Origin of the sequence: Sphingomonas sp., from assembly GCF_031380695.1 — a bacterium.
Lineage (GTDB): Bacteria > Pseudomonadota > Alphaproteobacteria > Sphingomonadales > Sphingomonadaceae > Sphingomicrobium.
The window spans coordinates 1-10,784 of the sequence record NZ_JANMWY010000081.1; the positions used below are offsets into that span (position 1 = coordinate 1).

Annotated in this window: 10 protein-coding genes; 8 read left to right on the forward strand and 2 right to left on the reverse strand. The window is 65.2% G+C overall.

Annotated elements, in window-relative coordinates; genetic code table 11:
• Positions 1-949, forward strand: a 949-nt coding sequence (locus RMN84_RS03095; protein ID WP_309610742.1) for an aminotransferase class V-fold PLP-dependent enzyme, incomplete at its 5' end; no start/stop codon positions are given.
• Positions 946-1,575 (forward strand): DUF938 domain-containing protein, encoded by a 630-nt coding sequence (locus RMN84_RS03100; protein ID WP_309610743.1) that lies wholly within the window; start codon positions 946-948, stop codon positions 1,573-1,575. The genes RMN84_RS03095 and RMN84_RS03100, both read left to right, overlap by 4 nt.
• Here RMN84_RS03100 and RMN84_RS03105 read toward each other — a convergent pair.
• Positions 1,510-2,172 (reverse strand): phosphatase PAP2 family protein, encoded by a 663-nt coding sequence (locus RMN84_RS03105; RefSeq protein ID WP_309610744.1) that lies wholly within the window; start codon positions 2,170-2,172, stop codon positions 1,510-1,512. The genes RMN84_RS03100 and RMN84_RS03105 overlap by 66 nt on opposite strands.
• 44 nt (positions 2,173-2,216) lie before the next feature.
• Between RMN84_RS03105 and RMN84_RS03110 the strand changes: the two genes are divergently transcribed.
• Positions 2,217-2,618, forward strand: coding sequence for a PilZ domain-containing protein (locus RMN84_RS03110; protein ID WP_309610745.1), 402 nt, complete (start codon positions 2,217-2,219; stop codon positions 2,616-2,618).
• Between the two features lie 22 nt (positions 2,619-2,640).
• Here the strand turns inward: RMN84_RS03110 and RMN84_RS03115 are convergent, their stop codons facing one another.
• On the reverse strand, positions 2,641-3,282 hold the full coding sequence (locus RMN84_RS03115; protein WP_309610746.1) for a PilZ domain-containing protein: 642 nt from the start codon (positions 3,280-3,282) through the stop codon (positions 2,641-2,643).
• A 262-nt stretch (positions 3,283-3,544) separates the two neighbouring features.
• Between RMN84_RS03115 and RMN84_RS03120 the strand changes: the two genes are divergently transcribed.
• The 5 genes from RMN84_RS03120 to RMN84_RS03140 all read left to right on the forward strand — a co-directional run bounded on the left by RMN84_RS03120 (position 3,545) and on the right by RMN84_RS03140 (position 10,558).
• A complete protein-coding gene (locus tag RMN84_RS03120) occupies positions 3,545-4,483 on the forward strand; it encodes an aspartyl protease family protein (protein WP_309610747.1) in 939 nt (312 codons plus the stop codon).
• A gap of 174 nt (positions 4,484-4,657) precedes the next feature.
• Entirely contained in the window at positions 4,658-5,524 is an 867-nt protein-coding gene (locus RMN84_RS03125; RefSeq protein ID WP_309610748.1) for a hypothetical protein, read from the forward strand.
• A 14-nt stretch (positions 5,525-5,538) separates the two neighbouring features.
• Complete coding sequence (locus tag RMN84_RS03130; protein WP_309610749.1) at positions 5,539-8,760, forward strand: sialidase; 3,222 nt, start codon at positions 5,539-5,541, stop codon at positions 8,758-8,760.
• Positions 8,761-8,841: 81 nt separating this feature from the next.
• Positions 8,842-9,207, forward strand: a complete 366-nt coding sequence (locus RMN84_RS03135; protein ID WP_309610750.1) for a DUF393 domain-containing protein — start codon at positions 8,842-8,844, stop codon at positions 9,205-9,207.
• Positions 9,208-9,211: 4 nt separating this feature from the next.
• Positions 9,212-10,558 carry an AarF/ABC1/UbiB kinase family protein gene (locus RMN84_RS03140; RefSeq protein WP_309610751.1) on the forward strand — a complete coding sequence of 449 codons (1,347 nt, stop codon included), beginning with the start codon at positions 9,212-9,214 and terminating at the stop codon, positions 10,556-10,558.
• The last annotated feature ends 226 nt before the right edge of the window (positions 10,559-10,784 follow it).

The following is a 10,784-nucleotide window of genomic DNA, read 5'->3' on the forward strand; positions in this document are numbered from 1 at the left end:
GGCGGGGCGGGTCGATCTGGCTGCGCTCACGGCGCGGCTGGGGCCGGACGTCGCGGCGGTGATGATCACCAATCCCAACACCTGCGGGCTGTTCGAGCCTGAAATGAAGGCGATTTCTGACGCGGTCCATGCGGCCGGCGCATTGGTCTATTGCGACGGGGCGAATTTCAACGCGATCGTCGGGCGGGTGCGGCCGGGCGACCTCGGCATCGACGCGATGCACATCAATCTGCACAAGACCTTCTCGACCCCCCACGGCGGCGGCGGGCCGGGGTCAGGGCCGGTGGTGCTGTCCGAAGCGCTCGCCCCGTTCGCACCGCTGCCTTATGTCGTCAAAAACGGCGACGGCTATCGGCTCGTCGAGGAAGAGACGGCGCACGCCGAAGGGTCCAACAGTTTCGGGCGAATGGTCGCGTTTCATGGGCAGATGGGAATGTTCACCCGGGCGCTGTCGTACATCCTCAGTCACGGCGCGGACGGATTGCGGCAGGTCGCCGAAGATGCCGTGCTCAACGCGAACTACGTCCTGCGCAGCCTCGACGATCTGCTCGACGCACCGTTTGGCGAATCCGGTCCTTGCATGCACGAAGCATTGTTCTCTGACAAAGGTTTCGCAGAGGGAATATCGACCATCGACCTGGCCAAGGCGTTGATCGACGAGGGCTTCCACCCAATGACGATGTACTTCCCGCTCGTGGTTCATGGCGCGATGCTGATCGAGCCGACAGAGACGGAATCCAAGGCGACACTCGACCAGTTTATCGTCGCGATGCGATCGATCGCCGAGCGCGCACGGGCCGGGGACGAGAGCCTTAAGGCGGCGCCGATCTTCGCCCCGCGACACCGGCTCGACGAGACGCTGGCGGCGCGCAAGCCGGTGCTGGCGTTTCGGACCGCTGCCCCGGACGGGGCGGAAGCGGGCGAGGGAACCGAGATCGGCGGGCGGTGAGCGACCGGCGCCTCTACGAGGCGGAGATCTCAGCGGCGAGGCGTTCCGCTCCGGCGGCGCTGCGCAATGTGGAGCCAATCGGCGATGCGCTCACCGAATGGCTGCCCGCGACGGGGGTGGTGCTTGAAGTCGCCAGCGGGACCGGGGAGCACGCGCTCGCCTTTGCGCGGAGATTTCCCGCGCTGACGTGGCAACCGAGCGATACCGCACCCGAAGCGCTGACCTCTATTGCCGGGTGGCGTGAGGAAGGGCCGACGAACCTCCTAGCTCCGCTCCACATCGATGCAGCCGCCCCATCCTGGGACGTGGAGCGCGTCGATGCGCTGCTATCGATCAATATGGTGCACATCAGCCCGTGGGCGAGCGCGCTCGGCCTGCTCGACGGTGCGGCGCGGCTGTTGCCGGTGGGCGGCCCACTGATCCTTTACGGACCGTGGATCGAGAAGGGGGTCGCGACCGCGCCGTCCAACCTAGCGTTCGACGAGGACCTGCGCGCGCGGGATGCGCAATGGGGCCTGCGCAAGGTCGAGGAGTTCGCGGGCAAGGCGGCTGCGCGGGGTCTAATCCTCAGCGAGCGCCGAGCGATGCCCGTCAACAACATCATGCTCCGCCTGGTTCGCCGCTAGCCGCTGCACAAACGTCCAGCCGGCGATCACCCACGCTACGCCGATCGCCCAGCCGGCGACCACATCGCTCGGCCAGTGGACGCCAATTAAGGATCGCGAGGCGCCGATCACCAGGCTGGCGACGACTGCTGCCGCAATTGCGCCGGGGCGACGGTGGGGCGGGGCGAAGAACAGCGCTAATGTGCACAAGGCGATCATCGAATTGGCGGCATGGGCGCTGGGGAAACTGAGCGAATGCGTGACGACCGGGTGCAGGTCGAGCGCCGGGCGCTGGCGGTGGACGATCAGCTTGATCGCCTCAACCAGCAGCCGCCCACCGGCGATCATGGCTGCAAAGCGCAACGCCTCGCCGTGGCCACGACGACGCCACAACAGCAGCGATCCGGCCACTGCTACGCCCAACGTCGCTGCGACTCCGCCGATGATGTTGAGCGCGAGCCCGGCGTCGGTAGGCCAGCGGTTGGCGGCGCGCAGGGCGATCCCGTCACGGATCAACGCCACGTCGAGCGCATTGGTCGCCCCGCCCAGTGCGCCGCAGATCATGGCGAGCAGCAGCAGTGCGAGAATCAGGGCGAGTCGAAAGGCGGTGCCGGTCATCGCTTCTTAAACGATGGTTTACCCTTCGCGGCTATGCCCGAACGATGGATGACAGTGGCGATACCCAGAACAGGCGTTCACAGCGGTCAAATGTGCTGATGAGCGCGTCGATCGAGATTTCGGGCCTTTCGCTGCCCGTGAAATTGCGCAACCTTTCGGCACAAGGCGCATTGATCGAGGCCGACAAGCTTCCTGTGGAAGGCGCCAAGCTGCTGTTCCGCAAGGCGGAAATCAGCATCGAAGGCCGCCTCGCCTGGGTCGAGGGCAAGCGCGGAGGCGTCGAGTTCGTGACAGCGCTGTGCCCCGAAACGGTTTTGCGCCACGTGCCGACGCCGCGTCCGCGCGTCCAGTTCGACTTCCGTCGCCCGGGAGTGGGGCCGAAGCGGCTCACGCTCATCGAACGCCAAATGGGTGAAGCTTGGTCCGGTGCCATCCCGACTGAATAGGGGGTGGACGGCGATACGTCGATCAACCCACCGCCCGAAGAGTTCCCCGCGTTTCCTGAAGCCAGCCGACGAGGACCGGCAGCGGAAGGAGACGATTGTAGGTAATTCCGCCAAAGCCTTCCTCCATCCAGCGCACGACACCAGGCAGAGGGGGGAGACCGGGCAGGGTAACGACGACGTCGGCCCCCTTGGGCATGACGACGCTCGTCGCCACTTTAATCCCGCCCTGACTGACGTCGCAAGCACGCATGCGGAACGTCGAAGCTCCTTCGCGGACAGTGGCGTGGCAATCGACCTCGATCCGCGGCATTCGCGGGCGCGGTCCTTCCATCGATGCGGACAGGACCTCGATCACGTCGATCGGCTCGTCAAAGGCGACGCCCACCGTCTGATCGCGAACCCAGGTTACGTTACCCGCAATCGGTTGCCCGCTCTTCAATTCCACGGTCAGCCGCTCGCCATTGGCAACCGTGCAATAGGCGCGGATCATCATCCCGCCGGCTGAAATATTCTTGATCAGGCATAGCTCGCGGCGATCACCGATATTTACCGAACCGACCCGAAACAGCGTTAGGTGGCGATCGCCGTCGCGCCGTTCGGCAGGCATGGTCGGCGCCGACGCCGACAGGCTGTAGAGCGTCGTTTCGACTGGCAGCTCTTCCACACGTCACCCCAATTCGCGCCCCGGACACAGTAGCACTCACCCGACCATCCTTGCGATCTGCATCATGTCTAACGCACAGTGCCTTACCGATTCGTTAGAATATTGTCCGATTCGGCGAATGATCTCCCTGCGAAAAAGAAGGTTTTTTCGGATTGCGGCTAAGCGACGCATCGTTGTCGGTTCCGCGCATGCGCCTTGCCGGGGACGATGCGGAGGCGTAACTTTCGTGACGGGTCGATCGCTCGGCCCGACGGAGGCCGCCATGCGTCTATCGCTGATACTCGTGCCGATCCTGCTTGCTGCGGCCCCGGCTCTACCCGCCGCACCATCGCCCGACCGGCTGGCGGCGTCAGGACAGGCCAACGACCTGCATTTCTCGACCGATGACAATGGCCGGATGACCGTCCCCGTCATGGTCGGTGGACACGGACCGTACCGGTTCCTGATCGATACCGGCGCCGAGCGTACCGTCGTGTCGCTCGAACTCGCCGAGCATCTCAAACTCATCGCTGGCGCACCAGCAACCATGCACAGTGTGCTCGGCCAGAGCGATGTGTCGACGGTCGACATCCCCGCGCTTCAGATCAGCAATCGCAGCACTGCGGTTGCTGGCGCGCCGACGCTGTTGTCGGACAATATCGGGGCGGACGGGATTTTGGGCGTCGACATGCTCAAGGCGCAACGCGTCGAATTGGACTTCAAGCGCAGGATAATGGGCATTTCCCCCTCCGCCACAAGGGAAGCGAGTGATGGCGAGGAGATTGTCGTCGTCGCCCGGCGGAAGCACGGACGCCTGCTGTTCACCGACGCGACGGTCGATGGGCGCGGCGTAGTAGTGGTGATCGACACCGGAAGCGAAATCAGCATCGGCAATGAGGCATTGCGCTCGAAGCTGCGGCGCGGTCGCGGAGTGCCGTTGACGGCCGAGCTCGTCACCGTCGCCGGGGAGAAGGCACAGGCCGAGATCGTCCTTGCGCGCACGCTGCAGATTGGCGGCGTGACGTTGAAGAACATCGGCATTGCCTTCCTGCCGGCATCGGTGTTCCGGCAGCTCGACCTCGACAGAAGGCCGGCGCTGCTGCTGGGCATGAACGCGCTGCGCGCGTTCGACCGCGTGTCGATCGACTTCGCCAACAGCAAGGTGCGGTTCGTCCTGCCGGGCACGAGCATGGCCCGCGAGACGCGGCTGGCGATGCATTGAGGGAGCGAGGCGGGTTGGATTCTAGCCACTAGCGAATTGTGACCGCAGGCAAGCACAAGCGAATCCTGGCCCCCGCCCAAAGTTTTCGACGAACGGCGGTAGCGGACCCTCCGATCGCCTTGCCGCGCCCCGAAATAGGTCGCAACATCAACCAGTTTTGATAGGGGATGATCGATGGGTTTTCGCTTCGCCGGCCTTGCCTTGCTGCTCTCCGCCACTGCCTCTTCCCTCACCGCCGCATCCGAGCCCACAGCCGCCGAGCTGGTGGCGAAGAATCTAGCGGCGCGCGGCGGGGCGGCGGCGCTGGCGGCGATCAACACCATCGAGTTCAACGGCAAGTTCATCGCCCCGGGCGATTTCCAGCTGACCTATCACGGTACCCGCGCGCGCAATGCTGGTGGCGACCGAATGCGCGACGACCTGACCATCCAGAGCCTGACGATCGTCCAGGCTTATGACGGGCAATCGGCATGGAAGATCAATCCCTTCCAGGGCCGCAAGGATGCCGAGCGGATGTCGGCCGACGAGGCGCGGGCCCAAGCTGATGCCGGACTGATCGACGGCGTGCTGCTCGCCTCGCTCCACGACGGATCGAGTTTCCGCTATCTTGGACGAGAGGATTTCGACGGTACCAACGCCTACAAGCTGCAGATCCGCCAGAAAGACGGCGACCAATATGACTATCTGCTCGACCCCGACACGTTCCTCGAAATTCGCGCGACCGAGACCCGGCAGGTGCGCGGCGCGCAGACCATCACCGATTATGAATATGGCGATTATGACAAGGTCGGCGGGGCCTATTTCCCGATGGCGATCGACAGTTGGCAGCCGACCCAGCCCGACCAGCGGGTCCGCATCCTGATCGCCTCGGCCGTCGCCAATCCGCGGCTGGATCCGGCGAGTTTCGCCCAGCCCGGCGCTGCGGTGGCTGTGACCGCGCCGACTGCCCCCGACGCGTCGGAGAGACCTCCGGCAAAGGCGGCGACACCGCCCGCTGCCCCGACCCCCGCGACACCGCCCAAGCCCTTGCCGACGCGCTGAGAAGGATGACCGCCATGCGCCACTCGTCGATCGCCCTGCTCCTCGCCGCGGCCAGTCCCGCCGCACTGGCCGCGCCCGTCGCCACGCTCGTCGTCGACAGCGGCACCGTATCGGGGCTGGGTATCCGCAACATCGGTTCGGCAACAATGTCGGGCCGCATCGCGGCGCTCGCCGGGCATCAGGAGGCGGACGGCAAGGTCACGCTGTTCGTCGGCGCTGCTTCGGGCGGCGTGTGGAAATCCGAGGACAGCGGGACGACCTTCCGCCCGGTATTCGACAAGGCCGGAGCGCAATCGATCGGCGCGCTGGCGATGGATCCGAAGGACCCCAAGACGATCTGGGTCGGCACCGGCGAAGGCTGGACCCGCAATTCGGTGTCGGTCGGCGATGGCATCTGGAAATCGACCGACGGTGGCGGAAACTGGACGCGGATGGGGCTGGCCAAGAGCGAGCGCATCACGAAGATCGTGGTCGATCCGGCCAACAGCAACATCGTCTATGCCTGTGCGCCCGGCGCGCTGTGGAGCGACAGCGCCGACCGCGGCCTCTATCGCACGACCGACGGCGGCGTAAGCTGGAGCCTGGTGCTGAAGGGATCGAACCTGTCGACCGGCTGTTCCGCCGTGGCGCTCGATCCGTCGGATTCGCGCCATCTACTCGCCGGCCTGTGGGACTTTCGGCGCAAGGGCTGGACCTTCCGCTCCGGCGGCGACGGCCCGACCGCCCCCTCGGGCAGCCGGATGATGGAAAGTCATGACGGCGGCACTAGCTGGACTCCGCTCGATGCCGCCAGCCGCAGCGGCCTGCCGAAGGGGCCGTGGGGCCGGGTCGAGGTGGTGTTTGCGCCGTCCAACCCGAAGATGGTCTATGCCTTCATCGAGAATGTCCGTTCGGCGCTGTACGCCTCGGCCGACGGTGGCAAGACGTGGGAGGAGCGCGACCGCAGCCAGGGCATGGTTTGGCGACCCTTTTACTTCAGCCGCCTAGTGGTCGATCCCAAGGACGACCAGAAGCTCTACAAGATGGGTTATTCGGTGATCGCGTCGGAGGACGGCGGCAAGAGCTTCGCCAACGCCGCCGGCGCTAGCCATGGCGACTGGCACGACGTGTGGATCAACCCGACCAACAGCAAGGAAATGGTCGGCGCCGACGACGGCGGGCTGTGGTTCAGCCACGACGGCGCCAACAAATGGTGGAAGGGCTATAATCTCCCGATCAGCCAATTCTATCACGTCAGCGTCGACGATCGCGATCCGTACCAGGTCTACGGCGGGTTGCAGGACAATTCGAGCTGGGTCGGCGATCAGGAATATCCCGGCGGAATCACCAACTCCCGCTGGGAGAATCTCTATGGCGGCGACGGCATGTGGACCTTTTCCGATCCGACCGATCCCGACTATGTCTATGCCGAATATCAGGGCGGGACGATCGCGCGGATCAACCGCAAGACCCATGACGGTCCCTCGATCCAGCCGTTGGCCGGTTACAAGGAGAAATTGCGTTTCAACTGGAACACGCCGATCGCGCTGTCGCCCAACGATAAGACCGCGCTCTACATCGGCTCGCAGTTCCTGTTCCGCAGCCGCGACCATGGCACGACCTGGGATCGCATCTCGCCCGATCTGACGACCAATGACCCGATGCGCCAGAAGCAGGAGCAGTCGGGCGGGATCACCGTCGACAATAGTGCGGCTGAGACCAATGCGACCATTTATTCGATCTCCGAAAGCCCGGTCGCGGCGGGCCTGATCTGGGTCGGGACCGACGATGGCAACGTCCAGCTGACCCGCGACAGCGGTGCGCATTGGACCGATCTCACGCGCAACCTGCGCGTCGCCGGAGGCAGCTGGGTATCGTGGATCGAGGCAAGTCGGACTGACCCGGCCGTGGCCTATGCCGCGATCGATCGCCACACCTACGGCGATTTCACGCCGTATGTCCTCCGCACCGCCGATTATGGCCGCAGCTGGCAGCCGATCGTTGGCGCGAAGACGACCTCTGTGACTGGCTATGCCTGGGTCATCAAGGAAGATCCCAAGAGTGCGAATAACCTCTACCTCGGCACCGAGAAGGGCCTGTTCGCGTCGCTTGATCGCGGCGCGACCTGGGCCCGGTTCCGTCCGACCGGCTTCCCCGACGTGGCGGTGCGCGACATCGCCTTCCAGACTCGCGACGACGACATGGTCCTGGCGACTCACGGGCGCGGTATCTGGATCGTCGACGATATTTCGCCATTGCGCCGGCTCGACCGCGCCACGCTCGCCAGCGATCTCAAGCTGATCCCGTCGCGTCCGGTCGAACAGCGTATCCGCGGCAACGGCGGATGGGCGGAGGGCGACGCCATGTACGCCGGGCAGAACCCGCCGGCCGGTGCGCAGATCAGTTACTATCAGCGTACCCGCCACGTCATCGGCCGGATGAAGGTCGAGGTTCTCGACCCCAACGGCGCGCTGGTCGACGAGCTGCCCGCCTCACGGCGCAAGGGGCTCAACCGGATCAGCTGGTCGATGCTGACCAAACCGCCCCAAGTGCCGCCGGCTGCCTCGATCGCCGGTTCCTCGATCCAGGGCCAGCGGGTGATGCTTGGCCGTTATACCGTGCGGATCACCAAGAACGGCGTTGCCCAGACGATGCCACTCGACGTGGTCTTCGATCGGCGCGCGACCTACACGCTGGCCGACCGCAAGGCGCAATATGACGCGGCCGAGCGGACCAAGGCGCTGTTCGCCCGCATGAGCACGCTTGCGGCCAAGATTGCTTCGGTGCGCGAGGGCGCGGAGAAAATCGCCGACGATCGGACCGCGCCGCCGTCAACCCGGGCACTGGCCGAGAAAGTCGCGGCGCGCGGCGATGTGCTGCGCAAGGAGATCGCCGCGACCACCGAAGGCGGGGCGATCACCGGCGAAGAGCGGCTTCGCGAACATGCCGACACCGCTTACGGTGCCATTACGGGCAGCGAGGGTGCGCCGACCAATTATCAGATTGCCCGGGTCGCGGCACTCGAGCGTGAACTGACGGATGTCGAAGGTGATTTCGCCGCGCTTCAGGCGAACGATCTCAAGGCGTTGAACGGGGCACTGCAACGCGACGGCAAGCCGGTGATCGACATCGCCGCCGTCAGCTTCGACCTCGACGACGCGCGTGGCGGACCGATCAATGCGCTCGCCTCGGGCCTGCTCGGCACGCGGTTCCTCGGCAACGCCGCGACCCTGCTCTTCGCGGCTGAACGGGACTGATGTTCGCATAAATTGCGTATTGTCGGTACTTGTGCGGAAGCATGCGATGCAAACGCGCGTTCGACTCCCCATGTGGGCGGCATGGCTGAATTGATCGTCTGGCACGATGGCGCGTGCCCTCTTTGCCGCCGCGAAATCGCGCTCATGCGTCGGCTTGACCGGACAGGCTCGATCCGTTTCGTCGATGCGACGCGAGACGATATTGCGTGCCCGGTCGATCGAGCTGATCTGCTGGCGCGCTTTCATGTCAGCGAGGACGGACTGGTGCTGTCGGGCGCGGCCGCCTTTGGGGCAATGTGGCGCGCGGTGCCGTTGCTGCGACCGCTTGGACTCGCGGCACGGCGGCCCTGGGTGCTGGCCCTGCTGGAGCGCGGCTATCTCGGATTCCTGCGCATTCGGTCCCGGCTGCAGCGCCTCGCCGCGCGCGGAGGTAATCGCGGCTGGTGATGGCGTGAGCGACGATATCCCCCGCGATCAGCCCGATCCCAAGGGCCGCGCAGTGCCTAGCGGCCGGCTATCACGCTTCGGCCATTTCGGCCGGCTGGCGGGAGGCATTGCTGGCGGTATGCTCGCCGAAGGCGCGCGGCGCATTGCCGATGGCGAGCGCCCACGGATGCGCGACATGCTGTTGACGCCCGGCAATTTCGGGCGGCTCGCCGACCGCCTATCGCACTTGCGCGGCGCGGCGATGAAGCTGGGCCAGATGATCTCGATGGACGCTGGCGACATGTTGACACCCGAGCTAGCCGAGATCATGGCGCGGCTCAGGCAGAACGCGCACCATATGCCGCCACAACAGCTGCAACAGGTGCTTGCGGCGGAATGGGGCAAGGACTGGCGGACGCGTTTCGCCCGTTTCGACGCGACCCCGATCGCCGCGGCCTCGATTGGCCAAGTCCACCGCGCACTGACCCGCGACGGGCGCGATCTTGCGATCAAGGTGCAATATCCGGGCGTCGGTCAGAGCATCGCTGCCGATGTCGACAACGTTGCGACCCTGTTGCGCGTATCGGCGCTACTGCCCCGCGAACTCGAAATCGCGCCGCTACTCGCCGAGGCCAAACGCCAGCTTGCCGACGAAGCCGATTACATCCGCGAGGGCGAACAGATGACGTTGTTCGCCGGATTGCTGCACGATGCACCCGACTATGTCGTCCCGACGCTCGATCGCGAATTCACGACCCCGCAGGTCCTCGCGATGAGCTTCGTCGCGGGGCGGCCCATCGAAACACTGATCGACGCGCCGCAGGACGTGCGCGACAGGGTAACGCGGTCGCTGATCGCTTTGGTACTGCGCGAGCTGTTCGAATTCGGGATCATGCAGACCGATCCCAATTTCGCCAATTATCGCTACCAGCCCGACACCGGGCGGCTGGTCCTGCTCGATTTCGGGGCGGCAAGGCCGGTCGAGCCCGCGACCGTCGAGGCATATCGCGGCTTGCTTCGGGCCGGCATCCATGGCGACCGCACCGCCGCACGGTCTGCGGCGCTCGCCGCGGGTTTTCTGGGGCAAGGCGCGATTGCGCGGCACGGCGAGCGCATCGACCGGATGATCGATGTGATCGTCGGCGAGATGGGCCGCGCCGGGCCGTTCGACTTTGGTGACCGCAGCTTCGTCGAGGTGCTGCGTGACGAAGGCAGGGAGGTCGCGGCGGACCAGGCGACCTGGCATATCCCGCCCGCCGACATCCTGTTCGTTCAGCGCAAGATCAGCGGCACTGCGCTGCTTGCGGCCAGGATGAAGGCGCGGGTCGATGTCCACTCGATGGTCGAACGATATTTATGGGCGGCCATTTGACACTTGATGCGGGGTGGGCTCCCCGATGCTCGAGCGCAAGGTGGCTCAAAGCCCGTATTGGCTGCGCTTCTTGCCGATGGCACCGCCGTCACGCGGAAGAGTGACGCCCGCCTATCTCCCAAGAGCAGCTCTCGAAATATTCTTCCGCTTCACAGACCTGCTTCACTCAAGGAATAATCATGACCGACCCCGTACACGACATCGTTGACACGGCCGTTGCCGCCGG

Excerpts from the sequence above, each read along its gene's own strand:
- RMN84_RS03105 (WP_309610744.1), bottom strand. The coding sequence starts at position 2,172 with ATGACCGGCACCGCCTTTCGACTCGCCCTGATTCTCGCACTGCTGCTG.
- RMN84_RS03110 (WP_309610745.1), top strand. The coding sequence starts at position 2,217 with ATGGATGACAGTGGCGATACCCAGAACAGGCGTTCACAGCGGTCAAAT.
- RMN84_RS03120 (WP_309610747.1), top strand. The coding sequence starts at position 3,545 with ATGCGTCTATCGCTGATACTCGTGCCGATCCTGCTTGCTGCGGCCCCG.
- RMN84_RS03125 (WP_309610748.1), top strand. The coding sequence starts at position 4,658 with ATGGGTTTTCGCTTCGCCGGCCTTGCCTTGCTGCTCTCCGCCACTGCC.
- RMN84_RS03130 (WP_309610749.1), top strand. The coding sequence starts at position 5,539 with ATGCGCCACTCGTCGATCGCCCTGCTCCTCGCCGCGGCCAGTCCCGCC.
- RMN84_RS03135 (WP_309610750.1), top strand. The coding sequence starts at position 8,842 with ATGGCTGAATTGATCGTCTGGCACGATGGCGCGTGCCCTCTTTGCCGC.